This is a genomic window from Vibrio sp. Y10_XG_PY6 (genome assembly GCF_024181795.1).
Lineage (GTDB): Bacteria > Pseudomonadota > Gammaproteobacteria > Enterobacterales > Vibrionaceae > Vibrio > Vibrio diabolicus.
This window is the reverse complement of sequence record NZ_JAMZAQ010000002.1, coordinates 561,764-587,098: the sequence shown is the minus strand read 5'-3', so window position 1 is coordinate 587,098 and position 25,335 is coordinate 561,764. Positions and strand designations below refer to the sequence as shown.

Here is a 25,335-nt window from a genome sequence, read left to right as displayed (position 1 = left end):
TCCTCGTCATCGGATATGCCACTATGTTATTGAAGAATGAGAGACAAGAAATCCTCCTTGCGAGTTGGCATATAAGCCAATTTTCCCAAGGAGGATCACACTTAGTAGGCGTAGTGACTTGTCGGATACCGCTTAGTTCAACAAGAGACTGTCATCTGCAAGCTCTTCACCACGCACTTTGGAGAACATATCCAACAAGTCTGGTACTTGCATGTTAGCGCGCTGCTCTCCAGCCACATCAAGCACAATTTCACCTTGGTGAAGCATTACGGTCCTATCGCCACATGCTAATGCGTCTTTCATCGAATGCGTCACCATCATCACGGTTAAATCGAACTCATCGACAATACGTTTAGTTAAGTCGATAACAAACGCCGCCATACGAGGATCAAGCGCAGCCGTGTGTTCATCAAGCAGTAACAACTTACTCTCCGATAACGTCGCCATCACAAGGCTAACGGCTTGTCGTTGTCCACCGGACAGTAAGCCAATGCTATCGCCCAGACGATCTTCTAAGCCAAGCCCTAGGATGCTAATTCGCTCTTGGAACAGCTTGCGACGTTTAGTAGAGAGCGCCAACCCCCAGCTGCGTTTTTTACCACGCATGTACGCTAAAGCCATGTTCTCTTCTATCGTTAGCTCTCCACAAGTTCCGGCCAATGGATCTTGAAACACTCGTGCGCATTGCGTCGCACGCTGGGCAACCGTCTGCTTGGTGACGTCTTTGCCATCAATGATCACCTGACCACCTATCATCGGTGTCTCACCAGTCACCGCACCAAGCAACGTCGATTTTCCTGCGCCATTAGAACCAATCACAGTCAGAAACTGATGTTCTGGAACCTCTAAAGAGACACCTTTCAGTGCACGATTTTCCAAAATCGTCCCAGGGTTGAACGTGACCTGAATGTTATTAAGTTCAATCATAACGCCTCCCCAGAACCATTTTTTGATGCCGCTTGTTTAGCATCAGTAACGCGTTGTTTCGCTCTCATGCTCTGTTTTAGCTTTGGAGCAATAAGCGCCACAGCCACCAATACTGCGGTAACCAGGTTGAGGTCTGAAGCTTGTAAACCAAACATGCCAGAGCTCAAAGCGAAAGCCACTGCAAGACGATAAAGTACCGAACCGATGATGACAGCAAATACCGCAACCCAAATTTTTCGCCCGGGAATAAGGGTCTGGCCCAAAATCACAGCAGCCAAACCAACCACAATGGTGCCCACGCCAGAGGTCACATCTGCAAAGCTGTTCGTTTGTGCAAACAACACGCCTGCGAATCCGACAAAACCGTTGGATAAAGCCAACCCAAAGTAGGTATAAAAACCAGTGCTCGCCCCTTGCGCAGAAACCATACGCGCATTCACGCCCGTGGCTCGTAAACCAAGACCAAAGTCGCTATTGAGCAAGCGAATCACAAAGAAAGCGGACAAAAGAACTAAGACCCCAACAACCAGAGGACGAATGAACATCGGATCGCCCAAGGCTTCAAACGGCGTGAGAATCGTATCCTCTCCAAGCAACGCCATATTAGGTTTGCCCATAATACGAATATTGATTGAAAATGCCGCGATCATGGTAAGAATGGACGCTAACAGGTGCAAAATACCACATCGAACAGCCAGAAAAGCGGTTATCCAACCCGTCATACTACCGGCTATCATCGCCATTATTGTCGCAAGCCAAGGATTAATACCTGCGACAATCGCCGTTGCAGCCACCGCCGCTCCCATTGGAAAGCTGCCATCCACACTCAAATCGGGGAAATCGAGAACACGAAATGTAAGATACACACCCAAGGCAACTAGGCCATAAATTAAGCCAATTTCGAGTGCGCCAAAAAAAGCAAATGCAGACATAACTGCTCCTTTCTGCATGTTCAGGCTGACGAATACCAACCTGAACTTAAGACTTCTAACGTATACTCCCATTCTTCTCTAGCAGAATGCTCTACACGAGAAGTCCGGCGAGTATCAATTTTGGGGCAAGCCTCTATCAACATACGTGACGGCCCTAACCCCAAAAAAGAGCGTTACTTATTGCATGCTTGTCGCACGTTCAACCACAGAACTTGGCAGCTTGATACCGAGCTTAGATGCCGCGCTTTCATTAATTACGAGGTCAGAGCCCGTCGCGACTTTTACATCCAATTTGCCTGGTTCTTGACCATCAAGAATCGCCGCCACGTAATCAGCGGTTTGCACACCAACCTGGTAGTAGTCAAAACCTAAGCCTGCAATTGCTCCTTTTTCGACATATGACGTCGCACCACCAAAGACAGGTTTTTTCGCTTGATTCGCTGCCACAATCATCCCTTCAATCGCACTTGCAACTGTATTGTCTGTTGGGGCGTAAAGAATATCTGATTTCGCTGCAATGGCTTGAGTCGCAGACTGAACATCAGCACTTTTTAGGGCGGTCGCTTCAACCACTTGTATGCCTTTTGCTTTTGCACTTTCTTTTAGCAATTCAACCAAAGTCACGGCATTAGCTTCACCTGGATTAAATACAACCCCGATGCTTTTCACCTGAGGAAGAATTTCTTGGATGAGATCGACATGCTGAGCAACGGGTGAAAGATCAGACAGGCCAGTTACGTTTTTGCCTGGTTGTTCCATCGACTTAACCAATTTCGCACCGACCGGGTCTGTTACCGCAGTAAAGACAACAGGAATAGAGCGCGTTGCCGACACCAAGGCTTGTGCCGAAGGCGTCGCGATACCCACTAACACATCAGGGTTTTCGCCGACGTACTGACGGGCAATTTGCACTGCAATCGCAGGGTTACCCTGTGCGGTCTTATAATCAAATTCTAGATTTTTGCCTTCTTCGTAGCCTTTCGCTTTTAAACCATCAAGCAATCCTTGACGCGTCGCGTCTAACGCGGGGTGTTCGACAATTTGTGAAACTGCAACGGTTGCAGTGGCGGCCAGTACATTGGCAGAAGAGAAAATAGCAGTAGCAGATAGAACGGCAGTGGCTAATAAACGTTTCGTTTTCATCATAACTCCTTGATGTGACTTCGTCCTTGTTTCGCGAGCATTCAACATGAATATCGACTCGTGAATTCAAATGTTTGAAGGGGGTAATGTTGTGTTCGTATAACTGTGCACTTCTTGCGCATCTTGTTTTTATTATTACTACTAAGTCTTAGTAAAGAAAAGAAAGATTTAACACTAAAGCAACATTTGTGATCGAGAGGTCTCTTCATCTCGATATGAATCCTTGGTAAACCAAGTAATGTACGCACCATCAAAGATGGTAGGAGTGGCTGAAGCGCAAGGTAATCACAGGCAGGATCAAAAATGGAGTGGCTAATGCACACTCCATTTCAAAAAACTTAGACTAGAACCAACGCTCTAGTGAGGACTTATCAAGCTGACGAAACGCTCGATTCAGTATTATCGCAAGCTCTTTATAACGAGGGCGAGCTTTGACAGGCTCTAGTGCAAACCCTGTTTCCACAATTTTTTGATGCAGTTCCCGATACCAAGACGCCAGAGAAGGCGGCAATTTCGTGTTGGATCGAGCACCAAGCCACCAAATCCCTTGGAGTGGCAAGCTAATCGCAAACAAGGCGACAACAATAGACTGAGGTAACGCGTGGTAATTGTTGAATGCCATTTGAGTGAGTACGCTGATCGCAGCAACGGCTGGCATGACTTTAATGCCAAAGCGAGTCGCCTTAATGATACGCTGTTCCGGAAATATGGCGCTTAGCTCTTTACGAACCGGCCAGATCTCCATGTAATTCTGGCCATCTTTCAGGCTATGGATCAATCCGACTTTATTACTCATACCGCTCTCTCACTAAAAAATAGTTGAACATTTCAACTGAAGGTACAAAAAATTGATGAAAGTTAATATTCTTTCAAATTTTTTTTGTTATCATTGCTTATTATCGCTATCCTTTGCAGACCCTCAATCTCATTGTTGCTGTTATTTACAATTTAAGCAACTCCGAGATATCTATCTGCACGGATCGCATCATAGTGATGGATGGGTTCATCACTATTTCTTTATATGGAATTAGAACAATTTTTGACCAGGATTAGTACGCAGCCTTCTGGGTATCGGCTATTCTTGTGATTAATTTTTCATTCTTTAACTGATTTTTTATCAGACGAATAACAGGTAGTCATACATGTCTAAGCTAGTTTTAGTTTTAAACTGCGGTAGTTCTTCTCTTAAATTTGCCGTTGTTGATGCCGAGAACGGCGACGAGCACTTATCAGGTCTTGCTGAGTGTCTTCACCTTCCTGAAGCTCGCATCAAGTGGAAACTTGATGGCAAGCACGAAGCTCAACTAGGCAATGGTGCAGCTCACGAAGAAGCACTAGCGTTTATGGTAGAAACTATTCTTGCTTCTAAGCCAGAGCTTAAAGCTAACCTAGGCGCAATCGGTCACCGTATCGTTCACGGCGGCGAGCAGTTCACTCAATCTGCACTAATCACTGATGAAGTTCTAAAAGGTATTCAAGACGCTGCAACATTTGCACCTCTTCATAACCCTGCTCACATCATCGGTATCGAAGCGGCTAAGAAAAACTTCCCAGAGCTTAAAAACGTTGCTGTATTTGACACTGCGTTCCACCAAACTATGCCTGAAGAGTCTTACCTATACGCTCTTCCATACAACCTATACAAAGAACACGGTATCCGTCGTTACGGTATGCACGGTACTTCTCACTTGTTCATCACTCGTGAAGTCGCAGGCCTACTAAACAAACCAGTTGAAGAAGTAAACATCATCAACTGTCACCTAGGTAACGGCGCGTCTGTATGTGCAATCAAGAACGGTCAATCTGTAGACACTTCTATGGGTCTTACTCCACTTGAAGGTCTAGTAATGGGTACTCGCTGTGGCGACATCGACCCTGCGATCATCTTCCACCTACACGACGCTCTAGGTTACTCTGTTGATCAAATCAACACGATGCTAACTAAAGAGTCTGGCCTTCAAGGTCTAACTGAAGTGACTTCTGACTGTCGTTTCGTTGAAGACAACTACGGTGAGAAAGAAGAAGCAACACGCGCAATGGACGTGTTCTGCCACCGTCTAGCTAAGTACGTAGCTGGCTACACTGCTTCAATGGACGGCCGTCTAGACGCAATCACTTTCACTGGCGGTATCGGCGAGAACTCTGGCCCTATCCGTGAAATGGTTCTAAACCGTCTTGGCATCTTCGGTATCGAAGTAGATAGCGAAGCTAACCTTAAAGCTCGCTTCGGCGGCGAAGGCGTTATCACGACTGAAAACAGCCGTATCCCTGCAATGGTTATCTCTACTAACGAAGAGCTAGTCATCGCTGAAGACACTGCACGCCTGACAGGTCTTTAATTGAATTACTGGCTAGCCACTCGGCTAGCCAGTAATTCAAACGAATTTCTTAGGGGCTCAACTCCTATTCTTCGAGCTTCATGGAATAAGAGTTGAGCTTTTATCCCCCAAATAGCTAAAGGTACTCTACGAATGTCTCGTACTATTATGCTTATCCCTACTAGCGCAGGCGTTGGCCTAACAAGCGTTAGCATGGGTGTTCTTCGCGCTATGGAGCGTAAAGGCGTTAAAGTTTCTTTCTACAAGCCAATCTGTCAGCCACGTTCAGGTGGTGATCAGCCAGATCTGACTTCAACTATCGTTGGCCACAACAGCGATATGAAGATCGGTGAACCAATGGCGATGTCTGTTGCTGAAAGCCTAATCGGTAACGACAACATGGACGAGCTGCTAGAAACCGTTGTTGAACGTTACAACCAAATCAACAAAGACGCAGACGTTACGCTAATCGAAGGTCTTGTACCTACTCGTAAGCACCCATTTGCAAACCAAGTAAACGCGGAAATCGCGGCAACACTTGGTGCAGAAATCGTGCTAGTTGCGACTCCAGGTACTGATAACCCAGCGCAACTGAAAGAGCGTATCGAAGTAGCATGTTCTAACTTCGGCGGCACTAAGAACAAAAACATCTCTGGCGTTATCATCAACAAGCTAAACGCTCCTGTTGACGAAGCTGGCCGTACTCGCCCTGACCTATCTGAAATCTTTGACGATGCAGATAGCGCGAAACAAAACGAATTGAAAGTGATGGAAATCTTCAACACTTCTCCAATTCGTGTACTAGGTTGCGTGCCATGGAGCATTGATCTGATTGCGACTCGTGCAATCGACATGGCTAAGCACCTGAAAGCAGATATCATCAACGAAGGTGACATCAACACTCGTCGCATCAAGAGCATCACTTTCTGTGCACGTTCTCTGCCAAACATGATTGAGCATTTCAAACCTGGCTCTCTACTTGTTACTTCTGCAGACCGTCCTGATGTTATCGTTGCTGCTTCTCTTGCTGCAATGAACGGTGTGGATATTGGTGCTGTACTGCTAACTGGCGGTTACGACATCCCTCGCGAAATCGAAGGTCTATGTAAACCAGCGTTCGACACTGGTCTACCTATCTTCAAAGCACAAGGTAACACTTGGCAGACATCTCTAAACCTACAGAGCTTCAGCATCGAAGTACCTGCAGACGATAAAGAGCGTATCGAGTTCATCAACGAGCACGTTGCTGGTCACATCGACGGTAACTGGATCGAGTCAATGACTGAAGGTACTCAGAAGTCTCGTCGTCTAAGCCCACCAGCGTTCCGTTACCAGCTAACTGAACTTGCTCGTAAAGCAGGCAAGCGTATCGTTCTTCCAGAAGGTGACGAACCACGTACTGTTAAAGCGGCAGCAATCTGTGCTGAACGCGGCATTGCAGACTGTGTGCTTCTAGGTAACCCAGATGAAATCCGTCGCGTAGCAGCTCAACAAGGCGTTGAGCTAGGTACTGGCGTAACCATCATCGATGCCGATGCTGTTCGTGAAAACTACGTTGCTCGTCTAGTTGAGCTGCGCGGTGCGAAAGGCATGACTGAAGTTGTGGCTCGTGAGAAGCTACAAGATTCAGTATTCCTAGGCACAATGATGCTTGAGAACGACGAAGTTGACGGCCTAGTTTCTGGTGCTGTTCATACTACGGCGAACACCATCGTTCCTCCGTTCCAAATCATCAAGACTGCACCAAATGCGTCTATCGTATCTTCAGTGTTCTTCATGCTTCTGCCTGATCAAGTACTGGTTTACGGTGACTGTGCGATCAACCCAGATCCAACCGCTGAACAGCTTGCTGAAATCGCTATCCAATCTGCTGACTCTGCAGCAGCATTCGGTATCGACCCTCGCGTTGCTATGATCTCTTACTCTACTGGTGAATCTGGTAAGGGTGCAGACGTTGATAAAGTACGTGAAGCAACTCGCATCGCGAAAGAGAAGCGTCCTGATCTAGTGATCGACGGTCCTCTGCAGTACGACGCAGCTATCATGGAAAACGTGGCAGCGTCTAAAGCGCCTAACTCTCCAGTAGCAGGTAAAGCGACAGTATTCGTATTCCCGGACCTAAACACGGGTAACACGACTTACAAAGCGGTACAACGTTCAGCTGACCTAGTTTCTATCGGTCCAATGCTGCAAGGTATGCGCAAGCCTGTAAACGACTTGTCTCGTGGCGCGCTAGTAGACGATATCGTGTACACAATCGCTCTAACAGCAATCCAAGCAGACCAAGAAGCTAAATAATCGCTTCTGACATCTAGTTGGACAACTATCCAAAGCCCTCGATTCGTCGAGGGCTTTTTCTATTGTTGGCCAAACAGCAAAGAGGCTATGAGCAATAGCACTAATACGCTCTTATGAATATAGCGCCATAAATACCCCAGCCCCAACCACAACACAACCTGTCATCACGGGTGCGATTCGGCGCCAAAGCTTCTTATCCCCTATCGCGATAACCATCCCCATTTTCACAATGGTATTAACCGAAGCGGCAATCAAAATGCCTAACGCAGCAGTGGTCACGCTTAATGTTTGCGTACTTTGACGTCCGAGGGTTAACGAGATCGCATCAACGTCAGTAATCCCTGATAAAGCAGAAAGGATCAACACCCCCGCATTGCCAAACCAGTCAGACAAAGCGTGAGCAAGCAGCATAATCACCGCCAACACGAGGCCAAAGAACAGTGCCGACTGCAAAGCAAGAGGGTTCGTTTGCTTATTTGATTGCTCAATCTGCTCAACTTCACTTCTGCGCCAAATCCACCATGCCGGAATGTACAGCGCAACCATCATCGCCATCACAATTGGCCAAAGCAGTTTCACTAATTGCGGATTGATAACGGACAGTACGATAAGTAAACGAGGGAACATGGTTCCGCAGCTCAAAAGAATACCACTAGCGAGTAACGGGCTGATGCTCGCTTGCTCACGAGAAAGATGGGAAAACTGCAACGTTAATGCTGTCGAAGAGCTAAGACCAGCAAATACAGACGTAAACAAAATACCTCGCTTCGCCCCGCCGATCTTTATCGCAAAATAACCGACAAACGAGATACTAGCGATCAGCACAACCATCCACCAAATCTCATACGGGTTAAGTGCATTCCAAGGGCCGTAAGATTGATTTGGTAACAGTGGTAACATGACTATCGAGATAAGTAATAAACGCAGTGCTGCGTCTAACTCATACTCTTGCAGTTTTTGTAGCGCTTGATGTAGCTCTCTTTTGTTATCGAGCACCACCGCGGTTATGACGGCCGCTGCTGCAGCCAAAACAGCCTCACCCGACACGGCAAGGTTACCCAGAACAAACACCACCATAATACTAACCACACCAGTGATGCTCACATCTCCGCTCTTTTTCTGCTGTATAACAAAAGCGATGCAAGTGAGGATGACTAAAGCGATAAGCGCAAAACCAATGAGTAAAGGTGTATAGATGTTGGCGAGAATACCAACTAAACCACCGAGTAAACCGACTAAAGAAAAAGTACGAATGCCCGCGACACGACTGCCTTCTACGCTATTGCGCATCACCCAGCCACGTTGGGTGCCAACAATTGCCCCCAGTAATAGAGCAATAAGCAGATTCCAAATTAGATGCTCGCCACTGACAAACTCATTGATATCCATGCATCACCCCCGTTAAAAAGCGGTTGTTATATCATTAGTTTATTTCAATATGGGTAAGAAGCTGTGACGATGAGAGGATAATCAGAAAATGGCCCCGGCTCCCCGCTTACCATTGCGTCTTATAATTTCATTATTCTTTTACTTACCACCAAAACGTAATAGAACGAAGCGATCCTCCCTGTTCCATTTATCAGCATTATTTACATTTCAACTGAACTTTCTTACTCGAACTACGTAACGAAGATGGACTGCAATTACGCAAACTCACACATAAGTAAGGAATACATATGAACAACTCCATCAACAACTCACTGCTAAAGCTTGGTTTAGCTGCAATTCTGTTCAGTTTTTCTTCATTCAGCTTTTCTGCCCCAAGCATTAAAGGCGTTGATCAAGATATGTCCGGAGGAACGGTAACCGCAAAAATGGCTCATGCTGACGACAACGGATGGATGGTAGTCCACCGAACAGACGAATCAATGAAGCCTGGCCCTGTTATCGGCTATGCCCCACTAAAGATGGGACAGAATGAGAACGTGAATGCAATTTTGATGGAACCGGTTGAGTCTGGGGACATGCTGATGCTAATGGTCCACGGAGAAAAAGGTGGAATGAAGACTGGCGTATTTGAATATACACTAGGAGCCAAAGAAGATGGCCCTGTAAAAGTCGACGGAAAACTAGTGATGGACGTCGTACGCGCTAAGTAAGACGTACGCACACTTAAAAGTCACTCTCCTACTCCTAGTATTTAGTTGGCATAAAAGTACTTAACGACATTGCTAACCGTTAAGTACTTTTTCATTTCTGATAGAGGCAGCAAACTAGCTAATTATTTCTCTTCCATGAGGAGAGTTTAAGTCTAAATCAGGCCCTTTGGGTACGACTTGCGTCGGGTTAATACCAGTGTGGCTGAAATAATAGTGACGTTTAATATGGTAGAAATCCGTGGTTTCTTCGACGCCTTCGACTTGATACAACTCTTTTAAGTATCCTTGAATATTTTCGTAGTCTGCGATGCGCTGCTTGTTACATTTGAAGTGACCCACATACACGACATCGAAACGGATCAGAGTCGTAAACAAACGCCAATCAGCCTCAGTAATAGTATTCCCCGCTAAATAACGATGCGTCGCTAGGTGCAAATCGATTTTATCTAGCGCAGCAAATAAAGAATCGAATGCTTCTTCATATGCCTCTTGCGTGGTCGCAAAACCACAGCGATACACTCCATTGTTGACGTTTGGATAAACAAAATCGTTCCACTCGTCAATAACATGCTTTAGCTGTTCTGGATAATAGTCATCGTGGTTTCCTGTTAACGCATTGAACTCCGAGTTAAACATACGAATAATTTCTGACGACTCATTCGACACGATCGTATTGGTCTTTTTATCCCAAAGCACAGGCACAGTTACACGGCCTGTGTAATCTGGTTTGGCCTGCGTGTAGATTTGGTGCATACGAGTGTGACCAAATAGTGGCTCAGGAAGCCCCATTTGCCAGCCTTGGCTTAACATATCAGGGCAAACAACCGTGACATCAATATGGGTTTCTAAGCCTTTCAGCTTGCGGAAGATGAGCGTTCGGTGTGCCCAAGGACAAGCAAGAGAGACATACAAATGGTATCGACCAGACTCTGGTTTAAACTCCGCATTAGGTTCGTTTTTAACCCAGTTACGGAATCCGGCATCTTCACGCACAAATTTGCCACCATTTGATTTTGTGTCATACCAGACGTCATGCCAAACACCTTCGACCAACTTACCCATGATTGCGCTCCTCTCATTCTGTTTATGTCTATATTAGCGTTTCCTATCAAACAGAAAATCACTGAACTTAGGACATCATGTTCAAGAAATTCGAATGTATAAATCAGATGCATAAAAAAAGCGCGACCCGATGAAGGTGTCGCGCTTAAGCCCGTCACAGGCTGAATTTAGACACTAACGTGCAAACAAGATACCGCGTGAACGTCGTTGCCTTGAATCGTTGGCTTCGTCTTCGCACACTCTTTGGTTGCTTGTGGGCAACGAGTGCGGAACACACAACCCGATGGTGGACTGATCGGCGAAGGAAGGTCGCCTTCCAGCATTTGGATTTTCTTACTGCGTTCAATGTTCGGGTCCGGAATCGGAACCGCTGACATCAATGCGCGTGTATATGGGTGCTTAGGATCAGCAAACAGCGCCTCCGCCTCACCGAGCTCGACAGCATTACCCAAGTACATGACCAAAACACGATCTGAGATGTGTTTAACCACTGACAAGTCATGCGCAATGAATACCAGAGAAAGGCCTAGTTCTTTTTGAATCTCTTTAAGCAGGTTAACAACCTGAGCTTGAATAGATACATCAAGCGCCGATACGGGTTCATCACAGATGATCATCTTAGGCTTAAGGATAAGCGCACGCGCAATACCGATACGCTGGCACTGACCACCCGAGAACTCGTGCGGATAACGGTTGATCACATTTGGTAGTAGACCCACTTTCGCCATCATCTCTTTAACGCGGTCTTTCACTTCCTGCTTAGACAGTTCTGGGTAGAACGTTTCAAGAGGCTCAGCAATAATGTCGCCAACCGTCATACGTGGGTTAAGAGAAGCCAAAGGATCTTGGAAAATCATTTGGATTTCTTTACGCGTTTCACGACGTTGGACGTCTTTCATCTTAGTTAGATCTTGACCCAACCAAACTACTTCTCCATCCGTCGCTTCAACAAGACCGATGATGGCGCGCGCAAACGTCGATTTACCACAACCTGACTCGCCCACTACACCAAGCGTTTCCCCTTCGTATAATCGAACGTTCACCCCATCAACCGCTTTTAGGCTTGAAGGCTTTGACCATGGCCATGCCGATTTTGACGCAATGCTGAAGTGAACTTTCAGCTCTGAAATGTCCAGAATTAGCTTTTTATCTACTGCGTTCATTTGTTCCAAGCCTCCCATTCAGAAAAACATGCGCGCTGACGGCCATCACCAAATGGAGTCAGAATTGGCGCTTCACGCTTACAACGATCCATCACTCGGTGACAACGCTCTTGATAAGGGCAGCCCGGTGGTAGACGAAGCAAGTTTGGTGGATTACCAGGAATGGTTGGCAGAATTTCACCTTCCGTATCAAGGCGAGGAATCGCCTTCAGCAGACCCTCTGCATAAGGGTGGCTTGGATTATAGAAGATTTCGTTTACGTTGCCGTACTCCATCGTACGACCAGCATACATCACCAGCACTTTGTCACACGAACCTGCAACAACACCAAGGTCGTGCGTGATCATGATGATCGCCGTGTTGAACTCGTCTTTAAGCTCATTAAGCAGGTCCATGATCTGTGCTTGAACCGTCACATCAAGTGCTGTTGTTGGCTCATCGGCAATAAGCAGTTTAGGGCGACATAACAACGCCATCGCGATCATTACACGCTGACGCATACCGCCTGAAAACTCATGCGGGTACATCGTGATACGCTTACGCGCTTCAGGGATTTTCACCGCTTCCAACATGCGTACTGATTCTTCAAACGCTTCTGCTTTGCCCATGCCTTTGTGCAACATTAGCACTTCCATCAACTGGTCACTGACTTTCATGTAAGGGTTCAGTGACGTCATTGGGTCTTGGAAGATCATCGCGATCTGTTCAGCGCGAACTTTGTTCAGTTCTTTTTCTGGTAAGTTTAAGATTTCTTTGCCTTCAAACTTTGCGCTACCAGAAATAATACCGTTTTTAGCCAACAGGCCCATGATTGCGAATACGGTTTGAGATTTACCTGATCCCGACTCTCCAACGATCCCTAAGGTTTCGCCTTGGTTGAGAGAGAAGTTCAAATCGTTTACTGCGGTTACGATACCATCTTGCGTGGTGAATTCGACGCGCAGATCTTTGACATCTAATAAGCTCATCATTGCTTCCTTAATCTTATCTTTTAATTATCTGTCTTTTGGATCCAGCGCATCGCGCAGGCCGTCACCAACGTAGTTGAAGCAGAATAGCGTCACAACCATGAACACGGCTGGGAATGCCAGCTGCCAGATTGCTACTTCCATTGTCTGCGCACCTTCTTGTAGAAGAGCGCCCCAACTTGTCATTGGTTCCTGAACACCAAGACCAAGGAATGATAAGAATGACTCCGTCAGGATCATGCTCGGGATAAGCAGCGTAGAGTAAACCGCTACGATGCCCAGTACGTTCGGCACGATATGACGAGTGATAATTTTCCAGTTGCTAACACCACACACATGTGCAGCTTCGATGAACTCTTTGCTACGTAAGCTGAGTGTCTGACCACGTACGATACGCGCCATATCTAGCCATGCGATAGCACCAATCGCAACGAAGATCAGCATGATGTTACGACCGAAGAATGTTACCAGTACGATTACCAGGAACATAAACGGTACCGCGTACAAAATCTCTAGAATACGCATCATCACACGGTCAACTTTACCGCCTATAAAACCAGATGCTGCGCCATAGAGCGTACCAATCAGTACGGCTACAAATGCACCCATGACCCCCACCATCAACGAAATACGACCGCCGATTAGCGTGCGTACGTATAAGTCACGACCTAAGCTGTCGGTACCAAACCAATGGTCAGCATTCGGTGCAACGTGCATCGCGTACCAGTCAGTATCATCAAAGGTGTGCGGTGCGATCATTGGCAGAATAATCACCGCCAACGTCATTAGAACAAGAAGGAATAAGCTCACCATTGCCGCTTTGTTGCGCATAAAACGGATACGAGCATCTTGCCAAAGACTGCGACCTTCAATCTCCAAGTTTTCGGAGAACTTCTCAATCGCTTCTAGGTTTTCTTTTTTCGTTAACATAACCAAACGTCCCTGTTAGTAGCGAATTTTCGGGTCAATCATTGCAAGTAGAATATCTACAATCGCGTTGAATAAAATGAATAGGAAACCAATCAGGATGGTTACACCCATTACTAGCGAGTAGTCACGGTTAAACGCAGCGTTAACGAATAGCTTACCAATACCTGGTAGACCAAAAATGGTTTCGATAACAACAGAACCGGTGATGATACCTACGAAAGCAGGACCCATGTAAGAAACAACAGGGAGAAGTGCCGGCTTAAGAGCGTGCTTGATGATAATGTAACGGTAGCTTAGACCTTTAGCACGAGCCGTACGAATAAAGTTACTGTTCAGTGTCTCGATCATCGAACCACGCGTAATACGAGCGAAGGTTGCAACATACAGTAGTGACATACCAATGACAGGAAGCACTAAATACTGCCAGCTACCATCTTGCCAACCGCCCGCAGGGAAGATATTCCAGTGAAGCGAGAATAGATAGATAAGCGCAGGTGCCAATACAAAAGAAGGCATTACCACGCCGAGCATCGCTGTCGACATGATGGTGTAATCAATCCAAGTATTCTGCTTGAGCGCAGCAATGGTACCGACGGTAACCCCCATAATCAGGGTAAAGATAAAGGCGATGAAGCCCACTTTAGCCGAAACAGGTAAGGCAACTGCGATCAGCTCGTTAACAGAGTAATCAAGGTATTTAAATGACGGCCCGAAATCCCCTTGGATAACATTGGTCAAATACGTGGTGTATTGTTCAAATACAGGTTTATCCAAGCCATATTTAGCTTCGATATTTGCCATTACTTCGGGTGGCAATGGACGCTCTGTCGAGAAAGGGTTTCCCGGTGCAAAGCGCATAAGAAAGAAAGATACGGTGATCAAAACCAACATTGTTGGGATCGCCTCAAATATCCTTTTTGCGATGAATTTAAGCATAAACTCACTCTTTCAGTCTGTGACAGTTAAATTAAAGAAGTCGTCCAATTCTTTTGGACTAAAGATAGGCGCTACATGCAATTTCTCACATGTAGAGCCTCATTTTTATAGTTCTATCGAGTTACGAATTACTCTGTGATGTAGAGATCTTTAGAGTAAATCTTGTCTTCCGCGTTATTGACTGGGAAGCCACCAACTTTCGGTGATAGTAGACGTGATTTCACGTACTGGTAGATAGGTGCGATTGGCATATCTTTTGCCATCAACTTCTCTGCTTCTAGGTAAAGCGCTTGACGCTCTTCGTCAGAAGTTGAAGCAAATGCTTTGTTCATGATTGCATCGTACTCTTTGCTGTCGTAGTGAATACCACCAGTAGTGTTATTACTCATCATCAGCGTTAGGAAAGATGAAGCTTCGTTGTAGTCGCCACACCAACCTGCACGAGCAACCTCAAAGTTGCCAGAATCTTTGGTAGATAGGTAAGTTTTCCACTCTTGGTTTTCTAGCGTAACGTCTAGACCAAGCGTCTTCTTCCACATTGAACCCAGTGCAACCGCAAGTTTCTTGTGGTTCTCTGACGTGTTGTATAGAAGGTTAAATTCAAGAGGGTTGTCTGCGCCGTAACCCGCTTCTTCCAATAGACGCGCCGCTTCAGCGTTACGCTCTTCTTGCGTCATTTTGCCGTATGCAGGGATTTCTGGGTTGAAACCCGCCGTGATTTCAGGCGTTAGGAAATAAGCTGGCTTTTGACCCTGTGCTAGGATCGCATCAGTCACGATATTACGGTCAATCGCATAAGAAATCGCTTTACGTACGCGAACATCATCAAACGGCTTTTTCTTCGTGTTGAAGATGTAGTAGTAAGTACACAAGTTACCCGATACAGACACGTCTTCTGGATGCTCTTGCTTCAAACGCTTGAAGTGCTCTGTAGGCAGTTCATTCGTGAAGTCGATTTCACCTGCTAGGAAGCGGTTCATTTCCGCTACTTGGTTTTCGATTGGTAGGAAAGTAACTTGATCAAGCGTCGTGTTTTCGTTGTCCCAGTATTGTTCGTTACGTTTTAGAACTAAACGCTCGTTTACAACCCAGTTGTCAACAACATAAGCACCGTTACCTACAAAGTTCTCAGGCTTCGTCCATTGATCGCCGAACTTTTCAACGGTTGCTTGGTGAACAGGCTTCACTGTTGTGTGGCCCATCATCATCACAAAGTATGGTACAGCAGTGTCTAGCTCAACCACTAACGTGTGGTCGTCAACCGCTTTAACACCCAACTCACTCTTGTCTTTTTTACCCGCAACAATGTCTTTTGCGTTCTTCATCTTGGTGTATTCCATGTACCAAGCGTATGGAGAAGCGGTTGCTGGGTCGACTGCGCGTTGGAAGCTGTATACAAAATCACCTGCAGTAACAGGATCACCGTTAGACCATTTTGCGTCTTCACGTAGGTGGAAAGTGTATGTTTTGTTGTCTTCAGTTTCCCAAGATTCTGCAACACCAGGGATAGTGTTACCGTCCGCATCTTGGTTTACTAGGCCTTCAAGAAGATCGCGAATCACGTGGGATTCTGGAACACCTTGAGATTTATGAGGGTCTATTGTCGCAACTTCTGTACCGTTACCACGCACCAATTCTTGAACAGCAGCAAGTTTTGGCTCTTTAGAATCAGATTTAGCTTCAGGGGCTGGAGCCGGAGCAGGCTCAGCAGCTTGCTTCTCTGCAGCCTTTTCGCCACAACCAGCTAAAGCGAGAGAAAGACCAGCACCAATAAATAAAGCGCGCGTGATTTTATTCTTATACATGCGTAAAACTCCAAATTTTTTCGTTAGCATCCATGACTTCTTTGTAAGGGCCTGGAACGGTCAGAGTTTTAGATTTTTTTAGTGCGTTTTCTGAGCACAAAAGCCTAAAACCTTACAAAGACTGCGGCACACATTAGCAATCATTGAAGTAATTTGCCATAAAAATGTAGCAAAAAAACCAATAATCCTGACTAAACCACACATATCTAGCAGTAAACTCTAATCAAAAAGTATTCACCAGCCAAATGGAGACCAGAAGCGACATTCCACAGACAAAACTTTCGATTAATCTACATTTAAACCATTTGATAGCATCTTATGCTAGATATTTACATATTATTTAACATTTATGACAAATGAAGTCTAACAAATAATTGTTTATATATTGGGCTAAAAACTTTTATTGTGAAGAATATCACCAGAGCGAGTACGGGTTGTGTTGAAGTCAAATGAGCAGAATTATGAAGATAAGTACAAAAAAAGCTAAGTGCCATTGACACTTAGCTTTTTTCACTAGAATGAGGAGTGGGTTCTATTTTTCCCAACGCTGCGCAGCTTGGTGATCAGTATCGCGCGACTCAATCCAACGATCTTCATTCGTCGTGCGTTCTTTCTTCCAAAATGGTGCTTTGGTTTTCAAGTAGTCCATAATGAACTCGCAAGCATCAAATGCTGCTCCACGGTGTGCACTTGAAACACCAACAAAGACGATTTGATCACCGCTATCCATGTCACCAACGCGATGAATCACGCGTACGCCCAATAATGGCCAACGTGATTCAGCTTGATCGCAAATGTCGCTCAAGCTCTTCTCAGTCATGCCTGGGTAGTGTTCCAAGTGCAAACCAACAACATTATCGCCAAGGTTCATATCTCGAACTTTACCAATGAATGTTACGACAGCACCAGCAGCCGTACCTTCGGATAAACGTTGATATTCGTGATCAACGGAAAAGTCTTCAACTTGTACAGAGACGCGTGGGTCCATCTTAACCTCCGGTTACCGGTGGGAAAAATGCAACTTCATCCCCCGCTTTTACTTCGGTATCAAGTGGGACAATAGATTGATTAACAGCAGCAAGTAGCTTTCCTGGCTCTAAAGCTAAATCCCACTTACCATTTTTATCAGCGCCCTCTTCCACGAGATGTGCGCGAATCGCTTCAACCGTTTCAAATTGATCATCTAATTCGACACTGTCGATACCAATCAGCTCACGAGTCTGAGCAAAAAAAAGTACTTTAATCATGATTCCGCCTTGAAGTGTCCAGATTTTCCACCCGTCTTTTCTAGGAGACGAACTTGACCGATAACCATGTCTTTTTGCACCGCTTTACACATATCGTAAATCGTCAGTGCAGCAACAGAAGCCGCCGTGAGCGCTTCCATTTCTACGCCCGTTTTACCTGCAAGCTTACAAACAGATTCAATACGAACTTTGTTTTCTGACTCAATAGCCTCCAACTGAACTTCGACTTTAGAAAGCAACAGAGGATGACAAAGTGGAATCAAATCCCACGTTTTCTTTGCAGCTTGGATACCAGCAATTCGAGCCGTCGCGAACACATCACCTTTATGATGCTGACCGGAAACAATCAGTTGCAAGGTTTCTGGGGCCATGTGAACAAATGCTTCTGCACGTGCTTCACGAACCGTTTCAGCTTTTGCAGACACGTCGACCATGTTAGCTTCGCCAGACGCGTTGATATGGGTAAATTGAGTCATTGTTTTTCCTTCGCTTTTAGGAAAGGTTATACAGATAGGTGCGGCATGAAGTTACAAGGGCGATGGCTTGCATCTAACTGCTGCTTGATGATCTTCGTCCAGCCAGTGCGGCACGCACCTGTTGAACCAGGCATTGCGAAGATAACTGTATGGTTAGCAAAACCTGCAATTGCACGCGATTGGATCGTTGACGTACCAATTTCTTCGTAAGACACCATGCGGAATAACTCACCAAAACCTTCTACTTCTTTATCAAACAGAGGCTTCAGCGCTTCTGGCGTGCTGTCACGTGACGTGAACCCTGTACCACCAGTAATCATGATCGCTTGAACATTGTCGTCCGCAATCCACTGAGAAACAATTGCGCGAATTTTGTACATGTCATCAATAACAATTTGCTTATCGACAACATTGTGACCCGCTTCTTGAGCGTGTTCAACAAGGTAGCGACCAGAGGTATCGTTTTCTTCGGTACGAGTGTCAGATACCGTTAGAACGGCAATATTTGCAGGTTGAAATTTGCTTTCAGCGTGACCCATGTGTTCACCTATTCTCTTTTAACTTTGATACGTTTGGTATCGATTCTAGAAAAGCGAGGGAAAGCTAGCCTATAAATAAGCTTTCCCTACAAAATTTGAGTTGATTTAGCCGCCGATAGACGCCAGATGTGGCGTCATACCCGTATTACCATCGTGCAAGAAGTGGCTCACCGACTTAGTTTGTAACTGCGCTTGGATGCGTTCAATAAGCTCGCTTTCTTGCTCATCACGTTCCAATAGATCACGTAGTTCTACACCGTGGTCTCCAAACAAACACAGATGCAGCTTACCCATCGCAGAGACGCGTAGTCGGTTGCAGCTCTCACAAAAGTCTTTTTCATACGGCATGATCAGGCCAATTTCACCCTTGTAATCTGGATGAACAAACACTTGCGCGGGGCCGTCATTATGAGAGCGCACTTTAAGCAGCCAACCGTTTGCAATCAACTGATTACGAATTGCTACGCCGGACACATGATGCTTATTGAATAAATCATCCATCTCACCCGTTTGCATCAATTCGATGAAGCGCAGTTGGATTGGACGATCTTTTATCCAGTTGAGAAACGCTGGCAGTTCTTGATGGTTAAGATCTTTCATCAAAACCACATTAACTTTGACTTGCTCATAACCAACTTCAAACGCACGCTCGATACCATTCATCACCTCAGTGAACTTATTTTCACCCGTGATTTGATGGAACATACGCGGATCAAGGCTGTCCACGCTAACGTTGATGTGAGTTAAGCCCGCTTCACGCCACTCTGCGACTTGCTTCGCCATGCGGTAACCATTGGTCGTCGTTGCAACTTTTTGGATACCGGGCGTCGTCGCCACTGAGTGGATAATGTCGGTAAAATCTTTGCGTAAACTTGGTTCACCGCCAGTAATGCGCACTTTTGACGTGCCACAATCACCAAACGCTTTTACGACCCGTTTGATTTCAGGAAGAGATAAAAAAGACGAGTTTTTATTGCCCGAAGGCTTATAGCCATCAGGAAGGCAATAGGTACATTTGAAATTACATACGTCGGTCACAGACAGACGCAAGTAATAGAACTTACGATGAAATTTGTCTTCGAATTGTTGCGCCACGGAACACCTTTCCAAACACGGGAGGCATGGCCATTTCCAATCATGCCCTTGTGACAGTACGCCACTGGCTCAAAACGCTTATCCTCGGACTTAGCAATAGTGAGCTCGGAGTTATGGCAACCAGAGATATGAAACCTCTGATAGCTTTGCGGTGTAAAATACTTAATATTTGTACTGGAATCCAGACTTGAGTGATAAAAAACTCTCTAGAGACACAATTTACCGCTAAGTGAGTACCTTTCAAGCACTCCTTGAGATAAATTGTAGCCGTTTTTTACAAGATTATTAGAAGAACGTAATGAATATCTACACGGATAAAAAAGTGGTCGCTGTTGGCGGTGGTCATGGCTTAGGTCGAATGTTGGCCGCACTACGGGATTTTGGCGGCAATGCAACTGGCATTGTCGCCACAACAGACAATGGTGGCTCAACAGGAAGAATTCGTCACTGCCAAGGTGGAATCGCCTGGGGCGACACACGGAACTGCATTAATCAGCTGATCACAGAGCCGTCGATCAGTTCAATGATGTTTGAATATCGCTTCAAAGGTACTGGCGAGCTTGATGGTCATAACCTCGGTAACTTGATGCTTACGGCGCTCGATAACTTATCGGTCAGACCGTTAGATGCCATCAATCTGATTCGAAACATGTTAAAAGTCGACGTTAACATTCTTCCTATGTCTGAACACCCTTCCGATCTTTCCGCGTTATCCGTGGATGGGAAGTGGGTCACGGGAGAAACGAATGTAGACGAGATGAACACCGATTTACGCCGTCTCGATCTATCACCAGAAGTCCCTGCAACTAAAGAAGCAGTAACTGCATTGGCAGAGGCAGACGCTATTATTCTTGGTCCTGGCAGCTTTTTAACCAGCATCATGCCTCCTTTGCTGTTGCCTGAGCTCGGCAAAGCCATTGCCGCCAATGAGAAAGCAAAAGTCATTTTCGTTGCCAACTTGAGCCCGGAGTACGGCCCAGCCGGACGAATGACCATGGCACAAAAATTAGAATGGTGTGAGCGTGCCTGCCAAGGTAGGAAGATAGACGTGGTTCTAGCAGAGGAAACCGAGCAAGAAGTATTGAGCCAGTGGAATGTAGTGACGGAATCGTTAGCTTCGTCGAACCGAGATTGGCGTCACGACCGAGATAAACTCAAGCTCGCTATTGAAAGCCAGCTAAGGCTTTCAATTTAAAAAAGCCCTCTAAAGCTAGGGGATAGCTTCAAGTTTACTCGCTGTCAGCAATGAAAAAACCCTTCACTCAAGTGAAGGGTTTTGTGTAAGAGCCTCATTAGAACAGCGCATTACTGCTGCCAATCACGGTAAGCGTCGCGTGTTTCATGCAAAAGATCGAACATCGTTTTTAACTCGTCTGACTCTTCAGCTAACTCACCTGCTTTGGCTTTTTTATCTATCGACATCGCCAATTGACAAAGACGGTCTGCTCCAAAGCTCGCTGCGCTGCTTTTTAACGCGTGACTGATTTCTTTTAGGTAACGTAATCGCTCTGTCCCTTGAAACTGAGATAAATTCTCGATGTAGGTATCCATCTCCCCCAAGAAAATATCGAGTAAAACAGGAACATTGTCACTGCCAATCTCCATCGACAGTTCATCGATTTTTTGCTGATTTAATACATTCACACTCATACTTTTTGCCGCTCTTCCTTGCCATTCCAAACCTGTAACTTGCGGTAAATCGTCGACGGACTGACATCAAGGTATCCCGCCGCTCGGGGGATATTGCCATCACACGCTTCAATCGCTTGCTCTATCGCCATTTTTTCTGTCATCCACAACGGCATAATCTCAGACGCAGTCATCACTTTCGGCTCAATAAATTTCGCCACAGAAGACGGACGGTCAAGCGGTTGATTCAGCGGTGGCGGTAACATATCCAACGTGATTTCTTTACCGTTGTTTAGAACAACGATATTGCGCAGCACGTTTTGTAACTGACGAACGTTGCCTGGCCACTCATAGCTATTAAATCGGTCGATTACATCAGGCGCAAAACGCACGAAGCTTTTTCCTTCCTCGTGCGACATATAGCCTAACAGTGAGTATGCAATTTCAATGACATCTTCACCTCGTTCACGTAAAGGCGGCAAATGCAAAGGAATGACATACAAACGATAGTACAAATCTTCACGGAATCGACCTTCTTGTACCTCTTTCCATGGATCACGGTTAGTTGCACAAACAAAGCGAACATCCACGCTCTTCATTTTTGATGAGCCCACTTTTTGGAACGTGCCGGTTTGAATAAATCGCAGCAATTTGGTTTGCAAATCTAAGTCCATCTCACACAGTTCATCAAGGAAAAGTGTGCCACCATCCGCTAATTCCGCTGCACCCTGACGATCATTTGCTGCGCCGGTAAAAGCACCTTTCACGTGACCAAACAGTTCACTCTCAATCAAATCTTTTGGAATTGCAGCACAGTTAATCGCAATAAAAGGCTTGTCACCACGCTTGCTTGCCGCATGGATTGCCTCGGCACATACCTCTTTACCCGTACCACTTTCACCAGTGATGAAGATACTCGCTTTACTGCTCGCTGCTGAATCAATCGTGCGGTAAACCTGTTGCATTGTTTGACTACTGCCAATAAAGCCTTGATAACTTTGATTTCCCGGGTTATCAGCCTCGTTTTTTAGCTTAGTCGCTTTACGAATCGCATTGTTAACCGTGACACGTAAGCGGTCAGCTTCACACGGTTTGATCAAAAAGTCTTGAGAACCATGACGCATTGCTTCTACCGCGGTATCGATAGAACCGTGAGCGGTCATAAAAATAATAGGTACGTCTGGATGACTCTTTTTTACAGCGTGTAAAACGTCCATCCCCGTCATATCTGGCAAACGAAGATCGAGCAGAATAAGATCTGGAATTCTATGGTTGAGACTTTCAATGGCATCCCTACCTGTACCGACAATATTGATATCTATACCAAGCGGTGTCAGGTATGAGCGGTACAGTGCCGCAACAGATGCGGTATCCTCAACCATTAAAAGGTAACGAGATTTAGGACCTTCAGATTTTTGTTGCATAACCTAGCTAATATTTTGTTGTGTTTTAAACAATAATCGCATTACGCTTTGCATTTTGCAAATAACATTAGCTAAATTATGGGGAAGAGAAAGGATTCAAAAATAATATCAATTATTTAAAAAATGGCATAAACCATGCTGATAGTTTAGTGACCCCTCGGGTCACCTAGCCAACTGACGTTGTTAGTGAACGAGATGTTCACAAAACAAGCCAATAGACCCGACTGCCTATTGGCTTCTTTTTTTTGCAAGCAATCTAAAACACTTGGCTGAGCTAGATCATTAAGCTTATTTTTAACTATTTGCGATGAACTGCGCTCTTAGTTTTTCAATCTCGTCACGCTTTTGCGCCGCCAATTCAAACTCTAAATCTTGCGCGTGCTGATACATTGCCGCCTCAAGTCGACTGATTTCTTTTTCCAACTGTTGAGGAGACATGACCTCGTATGTTTGCGAAGGCTCCGCCACTTTCGACAACGGTACCTGTTTAGTATTACGCTGACGTTTAGACTTGGTAATATCGCCCAATTCCATAATATCTTTGATATTTCGTTTGAGCGCTTGCGGCGAAATGCCCATTTCTTCATTGTACGCTTTCTGCTTCTCGCGGCGGCGGTTAGTTTCATCCATCGCCTTTTTCATGGAGTTGGTGATTCGGTCAGCATACAAGATCGCCTTACCTTCAAGATTTCGCGCAGCACGACCAATGGTCTGAATCAGTGAACGCTCGGAGCGCAAGAAGCCCTCTTTATCTGCATCCAATATTGCAACCAGCGAAACTTCAGGCATGTCCAAGCCTTCTCGTAGCAAGTTAATTCCCACCAGCACGTCAAACTCGCCAAGACGAAGATCGCGGATGATCTCCACACGTTCTACGGTATCAATATCTGAGTGTAAGTAACGTACCCTAACATCATGTTCGTGCAAGTACTCGGTGAGATCTTCGGCCATTCGTTTGGTCAATGTTGTCACTAGAACTCGCTCATCTTTAGCAGAACGGAGGCGAATTTCAGACAACAAGTCGTCCACTTGGGTCGCCACTGGGCGAACTTCCAATTCTGGGTCAAGCAAGCCTGTTGGACGAACAACTTGGTCTGCCACGTCGCCTGAAGATTTTTCTAGTTCATAATTTCCTGGCGTCGCAGAGACAAAAATCGTCTGCGGTGCTAATGCTTCAAACTCTTCAAACTTGAGCGGACGATTATCTAACGCAGAAGGTAAGCGAAAACCAAACTCCACCAGCGTTTCTTTACGAGAGCGGTCACCTTTATACATGGCACCAATCTGCGGCACCGTCACGTGAGATTCATCGATGATCAACAAACCGTCATGAGGCAAGTAATCAAACAATGTTGGTGGCGGCTCGCCTTCCGATCGTCCGCTGAGATAGCGAGAATAGTTTTCGATACCTGAGCAAAAACCTAACTCATTCATCATCTCGATATCGAATTGAGTCCGCTGGCTAATACGCTGTTCTTCCAGTAGCTTGTTGTTGTCTAGAAGCTGTTTTTTGCGTACTTCTAATTCAACCTTAATATTTTCGATCGCTTCAAGAATGCGATCTCTTGGTGTCACGTAGTGCGTCTTAGGGTAAATAGTGTAGCGTGGTAAATCTCGCTGTTTCACCACACCAGTCAATGGATCAAAAACACTGATGCAGTCAATTTCATCATCAAACATTTCGACACGAACTGCGTCTTGGTCAGATTCCGCTGGAAAGATATCAATCACTTCGCCACGAACCCGAAACTGTCCTCGCTCAAATGCCACGTCATTTCTCGAATATTGTAGCTCTGCCAAACGTCGTAGCATGTCCCGTTGATCAATCACGTCACCACGACGTAAATGCAACATCATTTGCAAGTAAGATTCTGGGTCACCTAAACCATAGATAGCAGAAACAGACGCAACGATAATCGCGTCTTTACGTTCCAATAGTGCTTTCGTTGCGGAAAGGCGCATTTGCTCTATGTGAGCGTTAACCGATGCGTCTTTTTCAATGAAAGTATCCGTCGTCGGGACATAAGCTTCAGGCTGGTAGTAATCGTAGTAGGAAACAAAGTACTCCACCGCATTATTGGGAAAGAATGATTTCATCTCGCCATATAATTGCGCTGCGAGCGTTTTGTTTGGCGCAAGTAATATTGCAGGTCGCTGGGCTTGAGCGATAACATTCGCTAGTGTGAACGTTTTACCCGATCCCGTTACCCCCAATAGTGTTTGATGTGCCAGTCCAGCATCGAGCCCCTCAAGCAGCTGCTTGATCGCTCCCGGCTGGTCACCCGATGGCTGATAATCGGAGACCAATTCATAGACTTTACTCATACCCTTCCTCAACTTTACT

The 25,335-nt window shown here is 45.7% G+C and carries 23 protein-coding genes and 1 riboswitch; of the genes, 4 read left to right on the top strand and 19 right to left on the bottom strand.

Annotated elements, in window-relative coordinates; all coding sequences use genetic code 11:
• Nucleotides 1-132: 132 nt before the first annotated feature.
• From NL644_RS11045 to yfbV, 4 genes are all read right to left on the bottom strand, one after another.
• The gene (locus NL644_RS11045; RefSeq protein WP_114323289.1) at nucleotides 133-927 is read right to left on the bottom strand and encodes an ABC transporter ATP-binding protein; all 795 of its coding nucleotides are present in this window, start codon (nucleotides 925-927) and stop codon (nucleotides 133-135) included.
• Complete coding sequence (locus tag NL644_RS11040; protein ID WP_253658393.1) at nucleotides 924-1,859, bottom strand: ABC transporter permease; 936 nt, start codon at nucleotides 1,857-1,859, stop codon at nucleotides 924-926. Before NL644_RS11040 ends, NL644_RS11045 begins: the two co-directional genes overlap by 4 nt.
• Nucleotides 1,860-2,036: 177 nt before the next feature.
• Nucleotides 2,037-3,002 (bottom strand): ABC transporter substrate-binding protein, encoded by a 966-nt coding sequence (locus NL644_RS11035; RefSeq protein ID WP_012841583.1) that lies wholly within the window; start codon nucleotides 3,000-3,002, stop codon nucleotides 2,037-2,039.
• Between the two features lie 343 nt (nucleotides 3,003-3,345).
• Nucleotides 3,346-3,798 (bottom strand): terminus macrodomain insulation protein YfbV, encoded by a 453-nt coding sequence (yfbV, locus tag NL644_RS11030; RefSeq protein WP_005380809.1) that lies wholly within the window; start codon nucleotides 3,796-3,798, stop codon nucleotides 3,346-3,348.
• Nucleotides 3,799-4,144: 346 nt separating this feature from the next.
• On the opposite strand from yfbV, the gene NL644_RS11025 reads away from it, so the two are divergent.
• Nucleotides 4,145-5,341 carry an acetate kinase gene (locus tag NL644_RS11025; RefSeq protein ID WP_005396635.1) on the top strand — a complete coding sequence of 399 codons (1,197 nt, stop codon included), beginning with the start codon at nucleotides 4,145-4,147 and terminating at the stop codon, nucleotides 5,339-5,341.
• Nucleotides 5,342-5,473: 132 nt separating this feature from the next.
• Entirely contained in the window at nucleotides 5,474-7,618 is a 2,145-nt protein-coding gene (gene pta, locus NL644_RS11020) for a phosphate acetyltransferase (RefSeq protein ID WP_005396636.1), read from the top strand.
• Nucleotides 7,619-7,729: 111 nt separating this feature from the next.
• Here the strand turns inward: pta and NL644_RS11015 are convergent, their stop codons facing one another.
• Nucleotides 7,730-9,007 (bottom strand): DUF4010 domain-containing protein, encoded by a 1,278-nt coding sequence (locus NL644_RS11015; RefSeq protein ID WP_046874406.1) that lies wholly within the window; start codon nucleotides 9,005-9,007, stop codon nucleotides 7,730-7,732.
• 287 nt (nucleotides 9,008-9,294) lie between these two features.
• Between NL644_RS11015 and NL644_RS11010 the strand changes: the two genes are divergently transcribed.
• Complete coding sequence (locus tag NL644_RS11010) at nucleotides 9,295-9,717, top strand: hypothetical protein (RefSeq protein WP_012841581.1); 423 nt, start codon at nucleotides 9,295-9,297, stop codon at nucleotides 9,715-9,717.
• Between the two features lie 114 nt (nucleotides 9,718-9,831).
• Here the strand turns inward: NL644_RS11010 and NL644_RS11005 are convergent, their stop codons facing one another.
• The 11 genes from NL644_RS11005 to moaA all read right to left on the bottom strand — a co-directional run bounded on the left by NL644_RS11005 (nucleotide 9,832) and on the right by moaA (nucleotide 19,938).
• Nucleotides 9,832-10,779, bottom strand: a complete 948-nt coding sequence (locus NL644_RS11005; protein WP_114323291.1) for a glutathione S-transferase family protein — start codon at nucleotides 10,777-10,779, stop codon at nucleotides 9,832-9,834.
• A 167-nt stretch (nucleotides 10,780-10,946) separates the two neighbouring features.
• Entirely contained in the window at nucleotides 10,947-11,960 is a 1,014-nt protein-coding gene (gene oppF / locus NL644_RS11000; protein WP_114323292.1) for a murein tripeptide/oligopeptide ABC transporter ATP binding protein OppF, read from the bottom strand.
• Entirely contained in the window at nucleotides 11,939-12,910 is a 972-nt protein-coding gene (locus NL644_RS10995) for an ABC transporter ATP-binding protein (protein WP_005396641.1), read from the bottom strand. Before NL644_RS10995 ends, oppF begins: the two co-directional genes overlap by 22 nt.
• Nucleotides 12,911-12,937: 27 nt before the next feature.
• Nucleotides 12,938-13,840 (bottom strand): oligopeptide ABC transporter permease OppC, encoded by a 903-nt coding sequence (gene oppC / locus NL644_RS10990; RefSeq protein WP_005396642.1) that lies wholly within the window; start codon nucleotides 13,838-13,840, stop codon nucleotides 12,938-12,940.
• Between the two features lie 15 nt (nucleotides 13,841-13,855).
• The gene (oppB, locus tag NL644_RS10985) at nucleotides 13,856-14,776 is read right to left on the bottom strand and encodes an oligopeptide ABC transporter permease OppB (RefSeq protein ID WP_006742810.1); all 921 of its coding nucleotides are present in this window, start codon (nucleotides 14,774-14,776) and stop codon (nucleotides 13,856-13,858) included.
• Between the two features lie 128 nt (nucleotides 14,777-14,904).
• The gene (locus tag NL644_RS10980; RefSeq protein ID WP_114323339.1) at nucleotides 14,905-16,581 is read right to left on the bottom strand and encodes an ABC transporter substrate-binding protein; all 1,677 of its coding nucleotides are present in this window, start codon (nucleotides 16,579-16,581) and stop codon (nucleotides 14,905-14,907) included.
• 532 nt (nucleotides 16,582-17,113) lie between these two features.
• A complete protein-coding gene (gene moaE / locus NL644_RS10975) occupies nucleotides 17,114-17,569 on the bottom strand; it encodes a molybdopterin synthase catalytic subunit MoaE (protein ID WP_114323293.1) in 456 nt (151 codons plus the stop codon).
• Nucleotide 17,570: 1 nt separating this feature from the next.
• On the bottom strand, nucleotides 17,571-17,828 hold the full coding sequence (gene moaD / locus NL644_RS10970) for a molybdopterin synthase sulfur carrier subunit (RefSeq protein ID WP_005396646.1): 258 nt from the start codon (nucleotides 17,826-17,828) through the stop codon (nucleotides 17,571-17,573).
• Nucleotides 17,825-18,304: a cyclic pyranopterin monophosphate synthase MoaC gene (gene moaC / locus NL644_RS10965; RefSeq protein ID WP_005396647.1), complete on the bottom strand. Its 480-nt coding sequence runs from the start codon at nucleotides 18,302-18,304 to the stop codon at nucleotides 17,825-17,827. Before moaC ends, moaD begins: the two co-directional genes overlap by 4 nt.
• A 26-nt stretch (nucleotides 18,305-18,330) precedes the next feature.
• Nucleotides 18,331-18,843, bottom strand: coding sequence for a molybdenum cofactor biosynthesis protein B (gene moaB, locus NL644_RS10960; protein ID WP_005396648.1), 513 nt, complete (start codon nucleotides 18,841-18,843; stop codon nucleotides 18,331-18,333).
• Between the two features lie 105 nt (nucleotides 18,844-18,948).
• Nucleotides 18,949-19,938 carry a GTP 3',8-cyclase MoaA gene (gene moaA / locus NL644_RS10955; RefSeq protein WP_253658392.1) on the bottom strand — a complete coding sequence of 330 codons (990 nt, stop codon included), beginning with the start codon at nucleotides 19,936-19,938 and terminating at the stop codon, nucleotides 18,949-18,951.
• Nucleotides 19,927-20,061: riboswitch (molybdenum cofactor riboswitch) on the bottom strand. It overlaps the preceding gene by 12 nt.
• 175 nt (nucleotides 20,062-20,236) lie before the next feature.
• On the opposite strand from moaA, the gene NL644_RS10950 reads away from it, so the two are divergent.
• A complete protein-coding gene (locus tag NL644_RS10950; RefSeq protein WP_074191595.1) occupies nucleotides 20,237-21,133 on the top strand; it encodes a YvcK family protein in 897 nt (298 codons plus the stop codon).
• A gap of 110 nt (nucleotides 21,134-21,243) precedes the next feature.
• On the opposite strand, the gene luxU is transcribed toward NL644_RS10950, so the two are convergent.
• The 3 genes from luxU to uvrB all read right to left on the bottom strand — a co-directional run bounded on the left by luxU (nucleotide 21,244) and on the right by uvrB (nucleotide 25,316).
• Entirely contained in the window at nucleotides 21,244-21,588 is a 345-nt protein-coding gene (gene luxU / locus NL644_RS10945) for a quorum-sensing phosphorelay protein LuxU (RefSeq protein WP_012841577.1), read from the bottom strand.
• Nucleotides 21,585-22,991 (bottom strand): quorum-sensing sigma-54 dependent transcriptional regulator LuxO, encoded by a 1,407-nt coding sequence (gene luxO, locus NL644_RS10940; RefSeq protein WP_253658391.1) that lies wholly within the window; start codon nucleotides 22,989-22,991, stop codon nucleotides 21,585-21,587. The genes luxU and luxO overlap by 4 nt, the downstream gene beginning before the upstream one ends.
• Nucleotides 22,992-23,285: 294 nt before the next feature.
• Entirely contained in the window at nucleotides 23,286-25,316 is a 2,031-nt protein-coding gene (uvrB, locus tag NL644_RS10935; RefSeq protein WP_065646646.1) for an excinuclease ABC subunit UvrB, read from the bottom strand.
• Nucleotides 25,317-25,335 lie beyond the last annotated feature (19 nt).